At 69.1% G+C, this 19594-nt stretch carries 20 protein-coding genes; 5 read left to right on the top strand and 15 right to left on the bottom strand.

Going from position 1 to position 19594, the window contains the following annotated elements; translation table 11 throughout:
• Positions 1-6 precede the first annotated feature (6 nt).
• On the top strand, positions 7-1290 hold the full coding sequence (locus MNAB215_RS00680; RefSeq protein ID WP_077077015.1) for a glycosyltransferase: 1284 nt from the start codon (positions 7-9) through the stop codon (positions 1288-1290).
• On the opposite strand, the gene MNAB215_RS00675 is transcribed toward MNAB215_RS00680, so the two are convergent.
• The 14 genes from MNAB215_RS00675 to MNAB215_RS00610 form a co-directional block, all read right to left on the bottom strand.
• Positions 1234-1797 carry a MarR family winged helix-turn-helix transcriptional regulator gene (locus tag MNAB215_RS00675; RefSeq protein WP_077077014.1) on the bottom strand — a complete coding sequence of 188 codons (564 nt, stop codon included), beginning with the start codon at positions 1795-1797 and terminating at the stop codon, positions 1234-1236. The genes MNAB215_RS00680 and MNAB215_RS00675 overlap by 57 nt on opposite strands.
• Positions 1798-1915: 118 nt before the next feature.
• Positions 1916-2335 (bottom strand): DUF2784 domain-containing protein, encoded by a 420-nt coding sequence (locus MNAB215_RS00670; protein WP_077077013.1) that lies wholly within the window; start codon positions 2333-2335, stop codon positions 1916-1918.
• Between the two features lie 47 nt (positions 2336-2382).
• A complete protein-coding gene (locus MNAB215_RS00665) occupies positions 2383-3378 on the bottom strand; it encodes a DUF5914 domain-containing protein (protein ID WP_077077012.1) in 996 nt (331 codons plus the stop codon).
• Positions 3375-4898: an FAD-dependent oxidoreductase gene (locus MNAB215_RS00660; protein WP_077077011.1), complete on the bottom strand. Its 1524-nt coding sequence runs from the start codon at positions 4896-4898 to the stop codon at positions 3375-3377. The genes MNAB215_RS00665 and MNAB215_RS00660 overlap by 4 nt, the downstream gene beginning before the upstream one ends.
• Positions 4895-5614, bottom strand: a complete 720-nt coding sequence (locus MNAB215_RS00655) for a class I SAM-dependent methyltransferase (protein ID WP_425436384.1) — start codon at positions 5612-5614, stop codon at positions 4895-4897. Before MNAB215_RS00655 ends, MNAB215_RS00660 begins: the two co-directional genes overlap by 4 nt.
• Positions 5607-5924 carry a lycopene cyclase domain-containing protein gene (locus MNAB215_RS00650; protein WP_077077009.1) on the bottom strand — a complete coding sequence of 106 codons (318 nt, stop codon included), beginning with the start codon at positions 5922-5924 and terminating at the stop codon, positions 5607-5609. The genes MNAB215_RS00655 and MNAB215_RS00650 overlap by 8 nt, the downstream gene beginning before the upstream one ends.
• Positions 5921-6244 (bottom strand): lycopene cyclase domain-containing protein, encoded by a 324-nt coding sequence (locus tag MNAB215_RS00645; RefSeq protein ID WP_077077008.1) that lies wholly within the window; start codon positions 6242-6244, stop codon positions 5921-5923. The genes MNAB215_RS00650 and MNAB215_RS00645 overlap by 4 nt, the downstream gene beginning before the upstream one ends.
• Positions 6241-7191, bottom strand: a complete 951-nt coding sequence (locus tag MNAB215_RS00640; protein WP_077077007.1) for a phytoene/squalene synthase family protein — start codon at positions 7189-7191, stop codon at positions 6241-6243. The genes MNAB215_RS00645 and MNAB215_RS00640 overlap by 4 nt, the downstream gene beginning before the upstream one ends.
• The gene (crtI, locus tag MNAB215_RS00635) at positions 7188-8708 is read right to left on the bottom strand and encodes a phytoene desaturase family protein (protein ID WP_077077006.1); all 1521 of its coding nucleotides are present in this window, start codon (positions 8706-8708) and stop codon (positions 7188-7190) included. Before crtI ends, MNAB215_RS00640 begins: the two co-directional genes overlap by 4 nt.
• Positions 8705-9736, bottom strand: coding sequence for a polyprenyl synthetase family protein (locus MNAB215_RS00630; protein WP_077078301.1), 1032 nt, complete (start codon positions 9734-9736; stop codon positions 8705-8707). The genes crtI and MNAB215_RS00630 overlap by 4 nt, the downstream gene beginning before the upstream one ends.
• Before the next feature lie 377 nt (positions 9737-10113).
• Positions 10114-11469: a TIGR01777 family oxidoreductase gene (locus MNAB215_RS00625; protein WP_077077005.1), complete on the bottom strand. Its 1356-nt coding sequence runs from the start codon at positions 11467-11469 to the stop codon at positions 10114-10116.
• 38 nt (positions 11470-11507) lie between these two features.
• Positions 11508-12752 carry a glycosyltransferase family 4 protein gene (locus MNAB215_RS00620; protein WP_077077004.1) on the bottom strand — a complete coding sequence of 415 codons (1245 nt, stop codon included), beginning with the start codon at positions 12750-12752 and terminating at the stop codon, positions 11508-11510.
• Positions 12749-14335, bottom strand: coding sequence for a 1,4-alpha-glucan branching protein domain-containing protein (locus MNAB215_RS00615; RefSeq protein ID WP_077077003.1), 1587 nt, complete (start codon positions 14333-14335; stop codon positions 12749-12751). Before MNAB215_RS00615 ends, MNAB215_RS00620 begins: the two co-directional genes overlap by 4 nt.
• Positions 14332-15156, bottom strand: coding sequence for a class I SAM-dependent methyltransferase (locus MNAB215_RS00610; protein WP_077077002.1), 825 nt, complete (start codon positions 15154-15156; stop codon positions 14332-14334). Before MNAB215_RS00610 ends, MNAB215_RS00615 begins: the two co-directional genes overlap by 4 nt.
• A 226-nt stretch (positions 15157-15382) precedes the next feature.
• Between MNAB215_RS00610 and MNAB215_RS00605 the strand changes: the two genes are divergently transcribed.
• A complete protein-coding gene (locus MNAB215_RS00605) occupies positions 15383-16174 on the top strand; it encodes an electron transfer flavoprotein subunit beta/FixA family protein (protein ID WP_077077001.1) in 792 nt (263 codons plus the stop codon).
• A 53-nt stretch (positions 16175-16227) separates the two neighbouring features.
• Complete coding sequence (locus MNAB215_RS00600) at positions 16228-17184, top strand: electron transfer flavoprotein subunit alpha/FixB family protein (protein WP_077077000.1); 957 nt, start codon at positions 16228-16230, stop codon at positions 17182-17184.
• Positions 17185-17241: 57 nt separating this feature from the next.
• Here the strand turns inward: MNAB215_RS00600 and MNAB215_RS00595 are convergent, their stop codons facing one another.
• Positions 17242-17637, bottom strand: coding sequence for an SRPBCC family protein (locus MNAB215_RS00595; protein ID WP_342743160.1), 396 nt, complete (start codon positions 17635-17637; stop codon positions 17242-17244).
• Between the two features lie 195 nt (positions 17638-17832).
• Between MNAB215_RS00595 and MNAB215_RS00590 the strand changes: the two genes are divergently transcribed.
• Positions 17833-18681, top strand: a complete 849-nt coding sequence (locus MNAB215_RS00590) for a GNAT family N-acetyltransferase (RefSeq protein WP_077076999.1) — start codon at positions 17833-17835, stop codon at positions 18679-18681.
• A complete protein-coding gene (locus MNAB215_RS00585; RefSeq protein ID WP_077076998.1) occupies positions 18678-19592 on the top strand; it encodes a lysophospholipid acyltransferase family protein in 915 nt (304 codons plus the stop codon). Before MNAB215_RS00590 ends, MNAB215_RS00585 begins: the two co-directional genes overlap by 4 nt.
• The last annotated feature ends 2 nt before the right edge of the window (positions 19593-19594 follow it).

Genomic DNA, 19594 nt, shown 5'->3' with positions numbered 1-19594 from the left:
GGACGCATGGCGGTCATCCTGGCTTACGGGTCACCGGCGTTGGGGCACCTGTATCCGATGGCCGCGCTGTTGCGTGAACTCGCCGGGCGGGGACACCGAATTCACCTGCGCACTTTGGCTGCCGAAGTGGACGCCATGCGAGCGATCGGCATTCAGGCCGAGGCCGTCGACCCGCGAATCGAGGCCATCGCCGGCCATGATCAGCTGGAGCGCAACGCTTTCGGTGTTCTGAAGGCAACCATCGACGTGCTGTGCCGGCGTGCGGTGCTCGAGGTCGACGATCTGCGCCTGGCCATGACCAGCGTGGCACCCGACGTGGTTATCGTGGACGCCAACTGCTGGGGGGCCATGTCGACGGCGGAGGCGAGTCATGTTGGCTGGCTTGTATTTTCGCCGTTCACGCCCTACCTGAGGTCGCGTGCGGCGCCGCCGTTCGGGCCCGGTCTGCGGCCGTTGCCCGGCCTTGCCGGGACCGTGCGCGATGCGCAGGTTCGCCCGCTCGTGAGCTTTCTGTTCGATCGCCGGATCGTGCCGCGGGTCAACGACCTTCGCGCCAAACTCGGTGTGCCGACGGTCAAGTCGGTGGACGCGCTGATGCGCCGCGCGCCGCTGTTGTTGGCGGTCGGCGGCGAGCCGTTTGAATATCCGCACCCGGACTGGGGCGACTCGGTGCATTTCATCGGTGCGTGCGATTTCGAGCCGACGCCGTCGGAAGTGCCTGGCTGGCTCGCCGCCATCGACCGGCCCATCGTGCTGGTCAGTACCTCGTCGATCCCGCAGGCCGATGCCAGGCTGGGCCGTATCGCCTTGCAGGCCTTGGCGACTGAGCCGGTGCACGTCGTCGCGACGTTCCCGGCGGGCGTTCCCCGGCTGGCGCCGGCGCTCAACGCCACGGTGTGCCGGTTCGTCAACCACGGTGCGGTTCTTGACCGCGCGATCTGCGCCATCACCCATGGCGGCATGGGCACCACCGTGAAGGCCCTGAATCGTGGTGTGCCGGTGTGCGCGGTGCCGTTCGCCCGCGATCAAGCCGAAGTCGCGCGCCGGGTCGAGGTGAGCCGCTCCGGCACCCGTCTGCCGTCCCGACGATTGACCGCGGTCCGCCTGCGTGCCGCGGTGCGCGACACCGCGGCGATGGCCGACGGCGCACGGCGGGTAGCCGCGGGCTTCGCCGCGACGGGCGGTGTGGCACGCGGGGCGGACCTGATCGAGCAGCGCCTGCTGCCCGGGGCGTTACCGCGCGGATTCCTGCCTTCGGGCCGGGGTGGCGCCGCGGCCGACGCCGGCTGACCGTTCGGCGGGCTGGGGGCCAAGCTCAACCTCGAACGTTGCCATCGCATCGATCATCGCGGTGAAAACCCGGTGCGCGGCGTCCAGGTCGGCGTCGCTGAGGTCCACCATGGCCGCGCTCAGGTGGGCCCCGAGGGGCTTGAAGAAGGAGTGCGCCAAGGACATACCGCGCTCCTCGTAGCGCAGCAGCCACTTCCGCCGGTCTTGCGGATCGGGCTCCCGGCGTATGTGGCCCGCCTCGATCATTCGGTCGACGAGGTAGGTGATCGCCGCGGGCGACACATCCATGCGCTGTCGCAGCTGGGCCAGGGTCAGCGGCGAACCCGCGGTCTCGCTGACCATGATGTGCAGCAACGCGTGGAAGTCGTTACTGCTCACTTCGTTCAGTCGCGCATAATGCCGGCCCACGCGGTCGGACCGCGCCGTGATCGCGCGTACGTCGGCCGACAACCGCTTTTCCAGCGCAACACGATCCAGCGATGGGTCATCTGCGCACTGCTTGGTCACTTGCGGGCATCCTTCGTTAGATACACCAGGGTATCCGCACACTTCGCAAAAGGCTCAACACACCCCGTCGCGCGTCACAGCAAACGAAGACGGGGCGAATGATCGTCATGAACCGCCATCACGCCCGGGACGGCGTCGCAGCGCGCTCGGCTTGTGGACCGCGTCCGCGCCCGTCGTGTCCGGTGTGGTGCTGTCGCGCCAGCACGGCCCACGACATCGCGGCGGCGACGAAGGCAAGCGTTTGCGCGACACCGGTCCGGCCGGCGGGATAGAGAGTCCCCGCGACGTAGCGGTCGACGAAGCCCGCGCTGGGCAGCGGCCGCATGTTCGCCCTCTCGCGAGCCCAATCTTCCAGCACCGTCAGCGGACAGGGCACGGGCAGAGTCACGACCACCGCGCCCCAGCCCACGCTTGCCAGATGCAGCCAGATGGTCCGTCGCCACCGCAACGCCAGAAAGCCGCCGCTGGGCAGGTAGAGCAGGTAGGCCCAGTGCGCGCCCACGGCGAAGCCCACCACGCCGAAATACGCTTTTCTCATGGCTGGTTCGGGCTTGCGTCGCTAACAGATGCTGTGATGGCTCCATGCTAGCCACCGGTGCGCAGTCGGTAGCGGCGTTCGGCATAGGCCAGGTCGTCGCGCCACAGCCGGGTCGCGGCATAGCGCATCAGCGGTGTGATCAGCCGGCCCGCGCGCAGCGCGTTGGCGAATCCGGGCCGGGGTGACGACGCGATGGTGGCCTCGATGACGTCGACGCGCGGGCGCCCGTCGGGGCCGGGACCCGTTGGTGTGGCATGGGTTTCGACGATGCTCCCGGTTCCTTCACCCTCGATGATGCGCATCACCACGGTGCGTGCGTCTGGAGTGGTGAATTCGGCGATCACCGGCACGCCGAAGCGCCCCATCCGGAATGTCACCGAGACGAGGAAGCGGTCGTCTTCTGCTGTCGGGGTGGTCAGGACCTCGAGCCGGGTGAATGAATACGGGTGAAACCATGCGCCGTGCCAGGGGTCGAGCCGGTTGGCGACGATGTCGGACGGTTCGCACGTGCCCGCCACTCGCGCGACCGCGGTCAGACTGCCGCCGTCGGGTCGTGGCGACAGCACCGGCGCGTCGAATGGCGCCTCGCCGCCGACGGAATCGAGTCGCACCCACGCCAGCACCCCGTCGTCATGGCTGGGAAATGGCTTCCAGCGCAGGTCGCATCTTTGGCCGTCGAAAGCCAGCCCGTGCCAGCGGCAGTACAAGATGCCGTCGCTCACCACCCCGGTGGCCAGATCGGCACCCAGGTGCGGGCAGCCCGCGGGGCCAACCCGCAACCGGCTGTGCGGGTCTCGCCAGGCGACCAGCTCGGCACCGGCCACGCGTGCGCCGTACGCGCGACCCGCCCGCACGTCGCGGCTTGGCGCGAATACATACCAGTTTCCGGTCGGCCGCTTCTGGGAGCGATCCAGCGCGGCGTCGATCAGGCCCGGCTGGGCGTCGCGGTAGGTCGGTTCCTGCTTCGCCCATGCGACGCGGGGAATCATCCCGATGGGGGCGTCCTTTGGCCAGTGGTCGCGCAGTCGGTCGCCGATGCTCATGGCGCGCCCCGCCCTTGACGCTCGGCCATCCAGCGCAGCAGCGCCGACCGGCCGCGGGTCGGAACGGTGTAGAGCTCATGGCCGGCAATTCCCCACGAACTGAGCAGCTGGTTCGCGGCCGACCAGCCGGTGGTCGCGGCCCGCTCCATCAGGGCCACCGGCAGGTCCACGCGGATACCGTCTCCGGCCAGGACCAGCCCGGGCTGTGGCGTGGCCACCGCCGGCCGCTGAGAGTAGGTGCCCGGCGCGAACAGCGGGCAGTCGCTGCGACGCAGCACGCGCTGGTGGACCACACGCGCTGCGGCGGTCTCGCCGTACAACTTGTGCAGCTGCCCGATCGCAACCTCGTCGGGGAGCTCAGAAGTCATTGCATACGAATGCAATTCGACCACAGAGCCGCGGTTCGCGCCTGCCCACGCGGCGGCCTCGCGTTCGTAGCGTTCGAGCACACTGATGTTGTCGAGCGGCTCATGGCCCGCGGTGCCGAGGAACGCCGACCGGTTCGAGTCGACGGGGGAGTCCAGCCACAGCCGATGGACCACGAACGACGGCGCGGTGCGCAACTGGCTGATCCGCTCGCGCCACCGTTCATCGCCGAGATCCGGCGACGCGGCCACCACTTGCTGCAGACCGCCCACGTCGAGCGCCAACACCACGGCGTCCGCGTCCAGCTGATCACCCGAATCGGTATGGACGCGAAACGCTTTCGCATCTCCCGGACAGACGCGGCGCACCTGAGCGCCGAGGTGCACCCGAACACCCCGGTCGCTCAAGTACTGCCGGATCGGATTCCACAGCGCCACATCGAAATTCGCGGTGGCGACGTCGAAGATCAGGCCCTCGCTGGAGCCGAGGAAATAGATATGGAACATGGTGGCCAGCTCGGCGGCGGACAACTGCGCCGGTTCGGCGAAAAAGCTCCGGGAGAACACTTCGAACGCGAGGTGACGCGCCGACTCCGGGAAATTGATGCTCTTCAAGAAGGTGTCGGCATCGATGTGGTCGAGCCGGCGGTAGATGTCCGGCACCGATACCGCCGCCAGGGGTGCGGCCGCACGGGCATCGATGCGAGCCAGATCGCTGAGCCGAAACGTCGGGCTGCGCAACGCGAATGCCAGCGCGTTCCACGGCGGGGTGCGCGGCAATCCGCGGAAGCTGTCGCGGCGGCCCGCGCCGTCGAGCAGCGGGTAGTCCTCGACGGGCGCGAGCATGCGCAGCTGTGGATCGGCGCGGCGCAACAGGTTTCGCAGGTTGTAGTACTGGCGGAAGAAGGCGTGGAACCCGCGGTTCATCGCCAGCTCGGCGCCGTCGGAGTATTCGGTCCAGCCGCCGACCCGGCCGCCCAGATACTCCTCGCGCTCGACGACGTCCACGTCGATCCCGCGTTCGGCGAGCCCGGTCGCCGCGGTCAGGCCGGCGATTCCGCCGCCGACGACCACGACGCGCGGCCGCCATGACAGCGAGCCGGTGTCGGGCAACCCCGGCGGTGCCGGATGGACATGGCGGTGGCGGTCGATCATCGCAGCGCCTCCCCCTGGAATAGATGGACGACGTTGCGTTCCCAGCCGGGCACGGTTTCGCTTCGCACACCGGCGAATCCGGCCTCGCGCATGCGGCGCCGAAATTGTGCCGCCCCGTCGAAGGCCAGGACGCTGCGCCACAGGTGCCGGTACAGCGTGGTGTCGCGGGTGCGCCACCAGCCGGCCGGGATGATGATGCCCCAGCACACCGCATGCCAGGTCAATGTCGCCGCGGACGAGTCGCGCACCGAGTACTCATGGACCGCCAGCGTGCCGCCGGGTCGCAGCAGGTCGCGAAAGGCCCGCAGTTGGCGGTCCGGGTCCGCGAGGTTGCGCAGCAGATACGCCGACAGAATCGCGTCGAACGGGCCGGTGATCCCGTGTTCGGCCAGGTCTTCGACCCGGGCGTGGACGAAACGCACCGAGGACGGCCACGACTTCGCTTGTGCGGCATCGAGCATCCCGCGCGAGGCGTCCACCGCGACGATCTCGGCGTCGGGCGCCGCCGCGAGCAGCGCGGCCGTCGAGGCGCCGGTGCCGCAGCCCGCGTCGAGCAGCCGCATTCCCCTGCCCTTCTGGGGCAGGCTCATTCGCTGCGCCGACAGGGCGAGGTTGGCGTGATAGGCGGGGTTGGCGCCGACCAGCCGGTCGTAAGCCGTTGCGCCGACGTCGAAGGCGTCGGGCACCGCGGCGCGAGGCAGACCTGATCTATCCATGTCGGCTCGCATGCTGACGTTCCCACAGCAGCAACACGGCGGTCACCAGCGCGAACCCGAACAAGAAGTCCTCGATGGGAATGTCCAGCGGAAACCTGATGCCGCTTGTCTGTGGTTCGTTGTAGATCACGATCGGCGCGCTGCGTTTGGTCAGCCAGCCGTCGACCGGTATCTGGAATCCGAGGACGATCACCATCGACAGCCAGTAGGCGGGGCGCCGGAACAGCCCGGTGTGCAGCAGCGCGAACTCCAGCGCGCACACTGCCAGCACCGCCACGATGGCCGGCAGGGTGTAGCCCAGGCCCGTCATCGCCGCTTGGCCCGTTCGAGGATGGCGGTCACCGCGTTGTAGGTCAGCAAGGCGCACAACGGAATAACCACGAAGAACAGCACCTCTTCCAGGGGCACCCGGAAGGGCAGATGGGCGCCGATGATGTAGCCGTCGTTGTACGTCCACACGCCTGCGGCGATGGCCACCGCGTCCCAGACGAGGAACACCAGCGCGACGGGAACTATCGCGCGCACCAGCCGCCGCGGTTGGCGGTAGACGCCGGCGCCGAACATTTCCAGGGGCGCGGTGATGGCCACGCACAAGCCCAGCACGATCAGGTATTCCCAGCGGTCGCTCACGCCGCACCGGCCCTTCGACGCTCGGACCGTCCCATCCGTGCCCACCACGCCCGCAGCAGCGCCCCGCCGGCGACCTGGATGCGTCGCGTAGTGCCGACGGTCGCCCGCTGGGCGAACACCGCGAAATCGCAGTCTTCGATGCGATCCAGAATCTCGGAATACAGGGTCAACGCGGTGGCCACACAAGGCCGCGAACGCGGCGCCAGCAGGCCGATGCCGTCGGCGGCGAATCGGTAGATGTCCCTGGTGATCTCGTGCTGGGCCGCCAGGGCGTCGCGCACCCGCGCGTCGGTACGGCGGTGAATGTGACACCAGGTCATCAGGTCCCGGTCGACGCCGTGCGCGGCGAGTTCGTCGGCGGGCAGATAGATCCTGTCGCGGCTCAGATCCTCGTCTACGTCGCGCAGAAAATTGGTGAGCTGAAAGGCGCGCCCCAGCGCCGCGGCGTACGGGGCGGCCTCGTCGACGGTGCCGACCGTTCCCAGGATTGGAAGCATCTGCAGCCCAATGACTTCCGCCGAGCCACGCATGTAGCGGTTGAGCGCCGCGCGGTCGGGATAGTCGGTGACGCTCAGGTCCATGCGCATGGAGGCCAGAAAGTCCTCGAACAAATCCGTGGGAATCCGGTAGCGACGCACCGTGTCGTCGACCGCGGCAAGGACGGGCTCGTCGCGGTCGCCGCCGGCGAAGAAGCGGTCAGACAACTCCTGCAGCCGCTGCGCCCGCGCACGAGTGTCGAGGGCCGGATTGAACTCGTCGAGGATGTCGTCGGCATGACGGGCGAAGCCGTACAGCGCGTGCACCGCCGGGCGCTGGTCGGGGGCCAGCAGCCGGGTCGCCAGGAAATAGGTGCGGCCGTGTTCGGCGGCGATCTGCCGGCACTGTCGATAGGCCGCCCGCAGGCGGGCATCGTCGATGCCCGCGGCGTCCAACTCTGCGCGGATCATCGGGCCTTCAGATCCAGGGTCGTGGTTGACCGGTCGATGGCGCCCGTGATGCGGTCGGCCGCCAGGCGCCCGGAGATGAGCGTGGTGGGCACCCCCACACCCGGCAGTGTCGACGACCCGGCCAGCACCGCGTTCGCGATACCGCGCACGGTATTGGCCGGCCGGAACGGCCCGGTCTGGGCGAAGGTGTGTGCCAGCGCGAACGGGGTGCCCGCCGTCATGTCCTGGCGGGCCCAATCGGCCGGGGTGTCGACGTGCAGCAGCTGGGCGCCGTCGCGCAGGCCGGGGAACAACCGTTGCCGCACAAGGTCGATCAGTGATTCCGCGTAGGCGTCGCCGGTGCGCTCCCAATCGATGTCACCGCGACTCAGGTTCGGCGCCGGCGCCAGCACGTAGAGCAGGTCGCGCCCGGCGGGTGCCAACATCGGGTCACTCGCCGTCGGGCGGGTGACCAGCAGCGAGGGGTCCGTCATGACCCGGCCGTCGCGGATGATGTCGGTGAACGTCTGATCCCACGCGCCGCCGAACAGGATGGTGTGGTGCACGCTGTTCGCTGGCACGGCGGCCGAGCCCACGTGCACGACCACCGCCGAGGGCGCCGGGCGCAGCGGGAGCAGCCGCCGCGGGCTGCGGCCCAGCAGCCGGTAGGTCTGCGGCAGCTCAGTGGTCAGAACTACTGCGTCACAAGCGATTCGGCCATCGCGGTCGGTGTGCACGGCGGTGATCCGCTCGCCGGTGCGCTCCAGCGCTGTGACCGTCGACCCGTAGCAGAACCGTACTCCGGCGTCGGCGGCCGCCGCGGCCAGTGCATCCGGCAGCGCGCGTACCCCGCCGCGGGGAAAGAACACGCCGGCGACGGTGTCCATGTAGGCGATCACCGCGTAGACCGCCAGCGCGTGTTGCGGTGCGACGCCGGCGTAGAGCGACTGGAAAGTGAACACCCGCCGCAACCGCGGATCGCTGATGTGCCGGTTGACCATCGTGTCCCACCGACGGAATCCGCCCAGCATCGTCAGCTTGGCCAGCTGACCGTTGAGCAGCGACAGCGGAGAGTCGAAGTTCGAGGCGATGAACCCGGCGAATTCGGTGTGGTAGAGCTGGGTCAGCCACTCGCGCAGCCGCAGGTAGCCCTCCTCGGACTCCCGCCCCGCGAAATCGCGCACCGCGGCCGCCATCCGGTCGGCGTCCGTGTGCACGTCGATGGCGCTGCCGTCGTTGAACATCGCCCGGTAGGCCGGATCGAGCGGCAGCAATTCGATTCTCTCGGAAAGGGTTTCACCGACGGCCGCGAACGCCTCGTCGATGATGTCCGGCATCGTCAGCACCGTCGGCCCGGTGTCGATCCGGTAGCCGTCGATATCCTGGCGGCCCGCACGTCCGCCCGGCCACGGATTGCGCTCCACCACCGTGACGCTGCGACCCCGGCCGGCCAGCTGCAAAGCGGCGGAAAGCCCCGCGAATCCGGCGCCGACCACGACGACGTGATCGGTGCGCCCGGGCACGGTTCGGATGCTCATGCCGCCCGCTGGGTGCACAGGTCGGCCATGCCCATCAGCGCGGCGGCGAGTGAATGATCGAACTGGGCACGGTCCAATGCGTTTTGCGCCCGCTCGACACGGTCGGCGATGAGTTCTTCGATCCACTGCACCGCCCCGGTGGCCGCGATCATGTTCCGCCAGTGCTCCAGCGCGGCGTCGTCGAGCCAGGCGCCGATCATCAGCTGGCGCATCTGGCGCCGCGTCGAGGCATCGGCCAACTGATGCGCGGCCACCACGACGCTGGTTGCCTTGCGTTCGACCAGATCGCCGCTGTTGGGTTTGCCGGTCGCGGTGGGTGATCCGAAGATGCCGAGGATGTCGTCGCGCAGCTGGAACGCTTCACCGATGGCGCAACCGTAGTCGCCGAGCGCGGCGAGCACGGGCTCGTCGCAGCCGGCCATCGCGGCCCCGATCTCGAGGGGGCGGCGCACGGTGTAGTTGCCCGACTTGCGCCGCGCCACCTCGAGCACGTCCTCCACCGTGGGGAGATCGCGGACGTCGATCGCCAGATCGGCGAATTGGCCCACCGCGAGTTCGGTGCGCATGGCGTCGTAGCGCGGCCACGCCTGGGCCAGCTGATGGCGCTGCAAGCCGCTGTCGCGCAGCATCTGCTCGGCCCAGATCAGGCACAGATCGCCGAGCAGCACGGCGGCCGACTCGCCGAAGCGTCGCGACGAGCCGGACAGACCGCGGTGGCGGTGCCAGCTGGCGAATTGGACATGTGCGGCGGGGCGTCCGCGGCGGGATGGCGAATCGTCCATCACGTCGTCTTGCAGTAACGCGAAAGCGTGCAGCAGCTCCAGGCTGGCACCTGCCGACAGGGCGGCGTCGCTGGCCGGCGCGCCGCACAGCCAGCCGAGGTACATGAACGTCGAGCGCAGGCATTTGCCGCCGTTGACGAACTCCGTCAAGATGTCACCGGCCACGTCCACACCGCAGGCGCCCAACTCGTCGGCGCACCGGTGGGTGACGAATGCGGCCACGCGTGTGAGCACCTCTTGGCGCACAACCGTTTTCCACGTGTCGAACTGGCCGACAGGGGGCGACGCCCACGGGGTACCGGCACCCTCGGTGCGGCGTAGCGGGGGGAATGCATGCACGGCTGCCACCGACACCTCCCCGGCTAGGTCGGTCAGCCGCTGGCTTGAACGGCTCGGATTCACGCGTGGTACCCCTTTGACGATAAACGAAAAACCGGACAGTGGCGGTAAACGAGCGCTCAATTCAATTACTGAAACATTAACTTACTGAATGATCTCACCGTACGCCACTCCTGCCGCCTCGGCCAGAAATGGGCGCCCCGTGGGCTGAGGCGCCTAGTACATGTGTAAAAGAGCAGCGGGGCAGCCGAATTCGCCGCGGCGCATGCCGACCGTGGCGAAAATCAGCGAGTGCGACCGAGCAGGTGACGCAGGGCCTGATCGAGATGGGGCTGACGAAAAGTGTGGCCCAGCGCGTTGAGCTTGTCCGGAATCACCCGCTGGTTGGCACACGCCAGCTCTCGGGCGCCCTGCTCGCCGAGCAACAGCCGCGGCCCCAGCGACGGTACCGGCAACACCGCGGGCCTGCGCACCACGTGGGCGAGGGTACGGGTGTATTCGATGTTGCGGACCGGTTGCGGGGCAACGGCATTCACCGGGCCGGACAACGCGGTGTCCCACAGCGCACGGTGATACACATCGACCAGGTCGTCGATGCCTATCCAGGACAGCCACTGGTGACCACTGCCCAGGCGACCGCCCAGCCCGGCGCTGAACAACGGCCGCATCAGCTTCAACGTGCCGCCGAGAGGCGATTGCACGATGCCGGTGCGTACCCGAACCACCCGCACCCCGGCCTGCTCGGCCGGGGTGGTCGAGTCCTCCCAGTCCGCGACGAGGTCGGCCAGAAACCCGTCGCCGCGCTCGCTGTGCTCGGTGAGGGTGTCGTCGCCGCGGTCGTACCCGTAGTAGCCGATCGCCGAGGCCGAGATCAGCACGGCGGGCCTGGTTTCTGCGTGGGCGAGGAGTTCGGCTAGTCGCTGGGTGGGTCCAATGCGGCTGTCGCGGATGGCATTTCGGTGCTGCTCGGTGAACCGGCCGGCGATCGAGGCGCCGGCCAGGTGGATGACCGCGTCGACGCCTTCCAGCAGGGCCGGGTCGGGGTCGTCGACGTCCCATTGGCGCTCGTCGGCGCTGCGGGCTGCGCCGCGGACCAGTCGGATGACGCGATGGCCGCCGGTGCTTAAAAATGCGGTCAGGGCTGCGCCGACCATGCCCGAGGAGCCGGTGACGGCGACGGTCGACGGCCCTAGGCCGTGCTCGGCGGCCAGCCGGTGTGAGGCCAGGTCGTCGGCCAATTGGCGGTGCCGGTAGACGAACATGGGGCGCAGCGCCGCACCCGGCACCGGCGTCTCAACCCGATCGGTGACCCGGGTCCGGCCCTCGCCGAGGTCGTCGAAGTCGTGCGTGTGACGCCAGCGCACCGCCAGCCGCGCCGGCAGCGAGGCCAGCCCGTCGCTGTCGATGGCGTCGACGAAACGGTGGGGTGGATCGTAGGAATCGGCCTGGTGTTGGGCCACCCAGCGCAGGCCGGCAGGCAGCCCGAGCTCGGCACGCCCGTCCTTCAGGGATGCGGCTTCGGCGATCACCCGCAGCGGCGACCACGGCGGCGACAGCCGGTAGATCGCCCCCGGTCTGGCGTGCCAGGCGAATACCTCGTCGCGCGGCGTGTCCACCACGCTGGAAAATATGATCCCCATCCCACGACGCTACCGGTGTGCGGCGCGGCTGCCGAGCGCTAGCGGCCGGGCAGGGCGTGTTCGACGATGGGCAGCCGTGGTTGCGGCTGGCGCTCGCCGCGCTTGGCAGCCAGATACACCTGTGCGGTCTCCTTGGCCACCGTCTGCCAATCGAAGTCGGAGGTGAGCCGCTGGCGGGCGGCCTTCGCGCGACGCTGGGCGGCCTCGGGATCGTCGAGCACGCTGCGTACCGCGTTGGCGAGCCCGGCCACGTCGCGCGGCGCGCACGACACCCCGGTCTTCCCGTCGATCACCGCTTCGCCCAAGCCGCCGATGTTCGATGTGACCAGCGGTGTGCCGGCCGCGGCGGCTTCGAGCGCGGCGAGGCCGAAGGGCTCGTAGTGGCTGGGCAGCACCGCGGCGTCGGCGCGATGCAGCAGCGCCAGCAGATCCGCGTGGTCGCAATGTCCGGCGAATCGAGTTGCTTTGAGCACCTTGTGTTTACGGGCCTGGTCGACCAGCCAATCCTGCTGGGTACCTTCGCCGGCGATGGTCAGTGTGGTGCCGGGATGGGTGCGGCGGATCCGCGGCAGCGCGGCGATGGCGTCGTGCACGCCCTTCTCGTATTCCAGCCGCCCGACGAAGAGCAGCTCGGCCGGTCCGGTGCGCGGGCGGCGCGCCGCGAACGGCCAGCGTGCCGCGTCGATTCCGTTGCGGATCACCGTGATTGCGGCCAGGCCCGGGCCGAACAGTTCGGTGATCTCGTCGCCCATCGACGCCGAACAGGTAATCAGCGAATCGGATTCGCGCACCAGCCACGACTCGACGGCGTGCACCTGACGACTGATCGCGCCGGACACCCAGCCGGAATGCCGCCCGGCCTCGGTGGCGTGCACCGTGGAAATCATTGGCACGTCATAGAATTGGGCAAGCGTCACCGCGGGATGCGCAACCAGCCAGTCGTGCGCATGCACGACATCGGGACGCCATGGTCGTCCGCTGCCCGGCTTCTTCAAGTCGAGCCCGGCGCGGATCATCGCGTGGCCCATCGCCAGCGTCCAGGCCATCATGTCGGTGCCGAAGCTGAATTCGTGCGGGTCCTGCGCGGCCGCGATCACCCGCACACCCTCGCTGATGTCGTCGGCGGTCGGGTGCGTGCTGGGGTCGGTGCCCGACGGGCGCCGCGAGAGCACCACGACTTCGTGACCGGCCGCGGCCAGCGCGGTCGCCAGGTGATGCACGTGCCGGCCCAGCCCGCCGATCACCACCGGCGGGTACTCCCACGACAGCATCAGGATCCTCATCGGGGCAGCCTTCGCGCATCCAGCGCGCCGAACAGGCCGTCGGCGCGGTTCCACCCGTCGGCCAGGCGCTGCGCGGTGTCGCGCCGGCCCGACGCCAGCGCCCCCGCGATCTCGCGGGTGGCATGCGCATGCACGTGGGCGCGATAGCGGGCGTAGTCAGCGGCAGAGTCCTTGCTCACCATGAACGGCCAATCGCTGGACACGGTCAGCAGGGTCTCGCGCAGGATCTGATCGGCGACGCGATCCCGTGGGGTGGGCCCGTCCGAGTTCTGCGACAGCGCTTTGTCGATGGTGGTCAGCGCGGTGTCGACCACTTCGGTGTTGAGCTGGACCAGGTCGGCGACCTGCTCGCCGGCCCACACCTGCCAGTCCTTGCCCGACCCCCAGGAGCTGGGCGGCAGCGCGACCGGGTCGCCGACGAAGCCGTCGGCCAGCGCGTCGCTGAGCGTGCCCACCCGCACCCCGGCGGCGGGCAGGGCGCGGAGCACCCGAGCCAGCCAGGTCGGTCCCTCGTACCACCAATGGCCGAACAGCTCGGTGTCGAATGCGGCCACCACGTGGGCCGGGCGCCCGATGCGCTCGGACTCGCTCGTCAGCCGGTTGCGGACCACCTCGACGAAGTCCGCGACATGAACGTCGATCGCGCGGTCGGCGCGCTCGGGGTCGTACGGCGCCTTGGCCTCCGACGAGACGTTGCGGCCGGTGACCCGCGCCGGCTTGAGGCCGGTCAGGTGGTCGTAGGTGTGGAAATCGCGGTACGCGGCGTGCCCGGGGTAGCCCGATTTCGGCGACCACACCCGGTAACTGACCTGCAGGTCGCGTCCGAAGGCGACGACGTCGGTGTCGCCGACCGGCCGGCCCAGCGCCGTGTCGCCGTGCAGGGACGGGCCGTCGACCATGAAATGGGTAATGCCGGCGGCGGCGTAGTCGTGTTCCATGCCGGGCGCATAGGCGCACTCGGGCGCCCAGATGCCGGTGGGGCTGTGCCCTTTTCGCGGCCCCAGCCGCGACTCGGCGTCGGCCAGGCCTTCGCGCAGCGCGAACTCGCGCAGCCGTGGCGCCAGCAGCGGCTGGAACGGGTGGGCCAGCGGTCCGCCCAGCAACTCGATGGTGTCCGCGTCGATCAGGCCGCGCAGCAGCGGGCTGCCGCCATGACGCCACAGGGTGGCAAATTCGTCAAGCGCCTCGTCCGCTTCCCTGCATTCGCGAAAACCCAACTCACGCAATGCTTCTGGCGTGCAGGATAGGTAGTCCGCCGACTTCGACTGGTAGCCGGATCGCACGCTGGCGGCCTCGGCGGCCCGCAGCCGCCAATTCGCCAGCCAGTGGTGCATGCCGTCGAGGCAGTACGGGTCGTCGAGCTGAGCGTTGACCACCGGGGTCACGCCCAGGGTGAGCAGCCGGTGCCGGTCCTCGTCGGCCAGGTTGCGCAACACCCGCATCAGCGGCAGGTATGCCGCCGCCCAGGACTGGTAGAGCCATTCCTCGCCGACCGGCCAGCGGCCGTGATGGGCCAGCCACGGCAGGTGGGTGTGCAAGACCAGCGTGAACAGTCCGGGCACCCGGCTTGCCGAACCGGTCACGGTCGCACCGCGATGGCGACGAGGTCCAGGCTGTCGTCGATGTCGCGGCCGTCACCGGTGCCGACCACGTCGAAGTCGTCAGTGGTGACCGCGGCGACGTCGGCCGCCAGCTGCGCGGGCCACGGCGCGTCGGCGATCGCCCGTGCGATCTGCGCGTCGATGATGGAGCCGCCGTGACGGGCGTCCATCTCCCGCAGCCGCGGGCCGTGGAACAGCCCGCTGACCGACACCTCGGCGAAACCGGCGTCGACCAGCAGCGCGGCCAGCTCGGCGGCGTTGAGCTCACGGGTGTGGAACGGATTGATCGGGGTGTCGCGGCCCGGTGAGAAGGTGATCCGGTTCGGGGTGGACACCATCAGCACGCCCGACGGGCGCAGCACCCGGGCGCACTCGGCGACGAATTGCGCCTGGTCCCAGAGGTGCTCGATCACCTGGAAGTTCACCACGACGTCCATCGACGCGGTGGGCAGCGGCAGCTCGGCCAGGTTGGCCTGCATCACCTCGACCCGGGAGTAGCGGTGGCGGACGTGGGCCACCGTGGCCGCGTCGTAGTCGACCGCCACCACCCGGCGGGCCACATCGGCGATCAGGTCGGCGCCGTAACCTTCGCCACATCCGGCCTCGAGCACGTCGCGGCCCACACACTGCTTAGCCAGTCGTTGGTAGACGACCTGATGGCGGCGAAACCAGTAGTTCTCGATGTCCAGATCGGGGATGGTGCGCTCGCCCGTCAGCGTCAACACCGCTGGTTTAGCTGGTGAGACCTCCGGCAACGTGTCGCCGGGGCGGTGCTGGGGGACGTCAGGGACGAATGTGCTCATTGCATAGGGAGGCTAACGCGAAGTGTCTGATTCGCGAACCGTGTCGCGGGTAGCCCCCGCTCGCAGGGGGTGACATGCCTCAAATACCTGCAGTACGACCCGCTATGGTGTGAGAGCAGACCGCACAAAGTTACCGAGCAGTAACACAAATGTGCGTTGCGAAACACGTATCCAGGTAGCGCAGCCGAGTGCTGCGACACCCCGTCGAGGAGGACGAACCACACTCATGACGAACATCGTGGTCCTGATCAAGCAGGTCCCGGACACCTGGTCAGAGCGCAAGCTAACCGACGGCGACTGGACGCTCGACCGGGAAGCCGCCGACGCGGTGCTCGACGAGATCAACGAGCGCGCGGTCGAAGAGGCCCTGCAGATCCGTGAGCGGGAAGGTGGCGAAGGGTCGGTGACCGTGTTGACCGCCGGGCCCGAGCGCGCCACCGAGGCCATCCGCAAGGCCCTGTCGATGGGCGCCGACAAGGCGGTTCACCTCAAGGACGAGGGCATGCACGGATCCTGCGTTGTGCAAACTGCATGGGCGCTGGCCCGTGCGCTGGGCACCATCGAGGGCACCGAGCTGGTCATCGCGGGCAACGAATCCACCGACGGCTCCGGCGGCGCGGTGCCGGCCATCATCGCCGAGTACCTCGGCCTGCCGCAGCTCACCCACCTGCGCAAGTTGTCCCTCGAGGACGGCAAGGTCACCGGCGAGCGCGAGACCGACGACGGCTTGTTCACCCTCGAGGCCACCCTGCCCGCGGTGGTCAGCGTCACCGAGAAGATCAACGAACCTCGCTTTCCCTCCTTCAAGGGCATCATGGCCGCCAAGAAGAAAGAGGTGACGGTGCTGACCCTGGCCGACATCGGGGTCGAGGCCGACGAGGTCGGGCTGAAAAACGCCGGGTCGACGGTGCTGTCGTCGACGCCGAAGCCGCCCAAGACCGCGGGCGAGAAGGTCACCGACGAGGGCGAGGGTGGCACCCAGGCGGCGCAATACCTGGTCGCCCAGAAGATCATCTAACGAGCGCCCCATCCATTCAGACAGTCCCACATCACGAGAAGAGCGACAGAACCATGGCTGAAGTATTGCTGCTCGTCGAGCACGCCGAAGGCGCCCTCAAGAAGGTCACCTCCGAACTGATCACCGCGGCCCGCGCGCTGGGCGAGCCGGCCGCGGTCGTGGTCGGTGCACCCGGCACGGCCGCACCGCTGATCGACGGGCTGAAGGAAGCGGGCGCCGCGAAGATCTACGTCGCGGAGTCCGACGACGCCGAAAAATACCTGATCACGCCGGTGGTCGACGTGCTGGCCTCGCTGGTCGAGTCCAACTCGCCCGCCGCAGTGCTGCTATCCGCCAACGCCGACGGCAAGGAGGTCGCGGGCCGGCTCGCAGCCCGGATCGGCTCTGGCCTGCTGGTCGACGTGGTCGAGGTCAAAGAGGGCAATAAGGCGGTGCACTCCATCTTCGGTGGCGCGTTCACCGTCGAGGCGCAGGTCAACGGCGACACGCCCGTGATCACCGTGCGCGGCGGTGCCATCGAAGCCGAGCCGCAGGCAGGCGCTGGTGAGCAGGTCACCGTGGAGGTTCCGGCTCCCGCCGAGAACGCCACCAAGATCACCTCTCGCGAGCCTGCCGTCGCCGGCGACCGCCCGGAGCTGACCGAGGCCACCATTGTGGTCTCGGGTGGCCGCGGTGTGGGCAGCGCGGAGAACTTCAACGTGGTCGAGGCCCTGGCCGACTCGCTGGGCGCGGCCGTCGGCGCATCGCGTGCCGCCGTCGACTCCGGCTACTACCCGGGCCAGTTCCAGGTGGGCCAGACGGGAAAGACGGTGTCGCCGCAGCTCTACATCGCGCTGGGCATTTCGGGCGCCATTCAGCACCGCGCCGGCATGCAGACGTCCAAGACCATCGTCGCGGTCAACAAGGACGAAGAGGCACCCATCTTCGAGATCGCCGACTATGGCGTGGTGGGCGACCTGTTCAAGGTCGCTCCGCAGCTGACCGACGCGGTCAAGGCCCGCAAGGGCTGATCTTCGCTCGACGCAAAGCCCCCGCGCGCACGCCGCGTCGGGGGCTTTTGCTGCCCGTTAGAGCGAGCGCGCCGCCATGTCGTCGATCCGGCGCAGCGCGAGCGCGCACACCGTCAGATAAGGCGCTGCCCACCAGGGCAACGCAATGGTTGCCCGACTGCCGTTGCCCAGCGGCTCGACTCGGTGGCGGGTGGCCGGGACACCGGCAACCCGCCAGGCCCACTGGCGCCCTGAATCGAATTCGGTGACCTCGAACGGCACCGCGACGAGCAACGACGTCTGAACGGTGCCGGTCGCGTGCAGCCCCAGTCCGCTGTGCGGCTGGTCCAGGGTGGCGCTGCGGATCGTCGGGCCCCATTGCGGCCAGGCCTGGAGATCGACCAACAGTCCCCACACCGCCGCTGGCGGTGCGGCGATCGTGCGGTCGACGGTGAGCATCAGGCCGTTCAGCACGCCAACGGCCTACCCCGTGCCGTCTTCGCCCAATCCGACCGCTTGCCCTCGCTCGCTGGTGGAACGCCCTTGGCTGTGATACAGGTCGCACTTGCGCCGGTAGAGGAGCTTTTCGAGACATTTAGTCATCTCGCGTGCACCGACACGTTACAGCTTTGATGCCGTTTGGCTCATCGCTTACGCGACGTTGTTGACATGGGCATTGCTTCTGTCTTGATACCGAGCGACAGGGCAGCGGGGGCGGCTACCAGCTCTTCTGCTTCTCCGAGCTACTCCCTGTTGTTGTCCACCGACCCCGGCCTCATCGAAGCGGCGCAGCGACTGCGATACGACGTGTTCACCAGTACGCCCGGTTTCGCACTGCCGGCGGCGGCGGGCGACCGCGATGTCGACCGGTTCGATGAATACTGCGATCACCTGCTGGTCCGCGACGACGACACCGACGAATTGGTGGGGTGCTACCGGATGCTGGCGCCCGCGGGTGCGATCGCGGCCGGAGGGCTTTACACCGCAACGGAATTCGACATTCGCGCGTTCGACCCGCTGCGGCCGTCGCTGGTCGAGATGGGTCGCGCCGTGGTGCGCGACGGTCACCGCAACGGCGGCGTGGTGCTGCTGATGTGGGCGGGGATCCTCGCCTACCTGGACCGCTACGGCTACGACTACGTGACCGGCTGCGTCTCGGTGCCGATCGGCGACGAGGCCGACGGTGACGCCCCCGGCAGCCAGCTGCGCGGCGTGCGGGACTTCATCCTGGCCCGGCACGCGGTCGCGCCCGAGTACCGGGTGAACCCGTACCGGCCGGTGATGGTCGACGGCAAGGGCATCGACGACATCGAGCCCCCATCGCGGCCCGCGGTGCCCGCGCTCATGCGCGGCTACCTGCGGCTGGGCGCGAAGGTCTGCGGTGAGCCCGCGCACGATCCGGACTTCGGTGTCGGCGACTTCTGCGTCCTGCTGGACAAACAGCACGCGGATACCCGATATCTGAGACGACTTCGGTCGGTGTCGGCGGCGACGGAGATGGCAGGCGGCGCCCAGTGAACACCACGTCGTGCGCCCCCGCAGCCACCGCCCACGCTTGGCAGCCGCGCACGACGTGCGACAGCGGCTGTGTCGGTATCGGCGACGTCGCCCGCTCCCGGCTGCGGGTGGCGTTGCGGATCGCGCTGCGTGTCTCCTTGGCACTGCTCCTGCTACCGGGGCTGCCGCTGCTGGCGGTGCCGCTGCCGGGGCAGACGCAGGTGCAGCGCCTGTACTGCCGGTTGGTGCTGCGCTGCTTCGGAGTCCGCATCACGGTGTCGGGTAGCCCGATCCGCAACCTGCGCGGCGTCCTGGTGGTCAGCCCGCACATCTCCTGGCTGGACGTCTTCACCATCGGCTCGGTGCTGCCCGGGTCATTCGTGGCGCGCGCCGACATGTTCAGCGGCTTCGCCACCGGAATCGTGGCCCGCATCTTGAAGGTCATCCCCATCGAACGATCCAGCTTGCGACAGCTGCCCGTGGTGGTGGACACCGTCGCACGCCGGCTGCGCGAAGGCCAGACCGTCGTCGCCTTCCCGGAGGGCACCACCTGGTGCGGCCGCCACGGTCCCGGGGCGGTGACCGGCGCGGCCGCCCGCACGCATCGCGGGTCCGGCAATTTCTATCCGGCGATGTTCCAGGCCGCGATCGACGCCAACCGCCCGGTGCAGCCGGTCCGGCTGACCTACCACCACGTCGACGGCAGCCTCTCGACGACACCGGCCTTCGTCGGCGACGACCCACTGCCGCGGTCGGTGGGCCGGCTGCTCACCCAGCGGCGGACGCTGGCCCGGGTCCACGTCGAATCCCTGCAGCTCCCGACGGCGAACCGGCGCGACCTGGCCCGCCGCTGCCAGTCGGCGGTCGGCGTGGGCACCCTGCAGCACCGGAAGCGGCGCCGGAGCCGGCGAGGCGTGCTGGTGGCGTCCTAGGT

The organism is Mycobacterium numidiamassiliense, assembly GCF_900157365.1.
GTDB classification, from domain to species: Bacteria; Actinomycetota; Actinomycetes; order Mycobacteriales; family Mycobacteriaceae; genus Mycobacterium; species Mycobacterium numidiamassiliense.
Note: the sequence above shows the minus strand (reverse complement) of the source record. Positions and strands in the feature narration are given on the sequence as shown.